Origin of the sequence: Arthrobacter sp. 2YAF22_2, assembly GCF_052114645.1 — a bacterium.
In the GTDB taxonomy this organism is placed as follows: Bacteria; Actinomycetota; Actinomycetes; order Actinomycetales; family Micrococcaceae; genus Arthrobacter.
Map to the genome: position 1 here is coordinate 1 of NZ_JBFRFD010000781.1, position 1,024 is coordinate 1,024.

A 1,024-nucleotide genomic window follows, 5' to 3' on the forward strand; every position below is an offset into this window, starting at 1 on the left:
GCCCTAAGCCCGTCCGCATGGCAGCACCTCGCCTCCCGCACGGCCTCTACATTCCCGGCGGGCGCACCAATCCGACTCCGGACGAAATCACCAAACATGAGATCCTGGAAGTCCAGAACGATACCGTCGCCGCCGTGCTCAGGGCCAAGGCAGCCGGCTTCGACGGCGTCGAGCTCGGCGCACACATGCGTTACCTCTATTCCTCCTTCCTTTCCCCGCGCACCAACTGGCGGACCGACGAATACGGCGGCAGCGCCGAAAACCGCGCCCGCATCCTCGTCGACACGATTCGTGCGATTCGCGCCGAAGTCGGTGCTGATTATCCGGTGGGCTTGAGGATGAGCAGCAATGACCACCTTCCCGACGGCCAGGGACCCGAGGGATTCGCAGAGGTGGCGGCGATCGTCGCACGGGAAGGACTCGGATATGTCGCCCTGAGCGATGCAAATTACGAGTCGATGAACGACAACGTGACGTCCGAATCGGGTGCAATCATCGAGCACGGAGAGCCGCAGGCATTCCGGGCCGCCATGCCCAACGTCCCATTGCTCCTGAGCAGCACCTACAACCCGCGGCAAAGCGCAGATGCCATCACCGCCGGATTCGCTGACGGGATCATGCTGGCGCGGCAACTGCTGGCCGACCCGGATTTCCCCAACAAGGTGCTCCAGGGCCGACAGAATGAGATCACGTGGTGCGACCACGACAACTCGTGCCTGCGACGCCTGATCCTTAATGTGCCGGTGCGCTGCCACAAGAACGCAGCGATGGGACGCGAAGCGGTTCTCGCGGGGGCAAAGGAACCTGTATCCATTATGCTCAAGCGTCCGGTGGAGAGCCTGCTAATCGCCGCGACCGGTTCCCCGGTTCTCATGGGCATCGCCGACAAGCTGGCAACCGCCGGCCAGAAGGGCTCAAAGAACTGACCTATGGCCGCGCCGGACCGCCGCCATAGGGGGGGGCCGGCGTGGAAACCTTGGCACGAAGGCGTGTGCGCCCGGACTCCACCGTTGGAGTCCGGGCG

1 protein-coding gene is annotated in these 1,024 nt (G+C 64.1%); it reads left to right on the forward strand.

Features of this window, described 5'->3' with window-relative positions:
- Positions 1–926 (forward strand): oxidoreductase (locus AB4Y86_RS19505; protein ID WP_441403764.1); only part of this gene is annotated, 926 nt, incomplete at its 5' end.
- Positions 927–1,024: the final 98 nt, after the last annotated feature.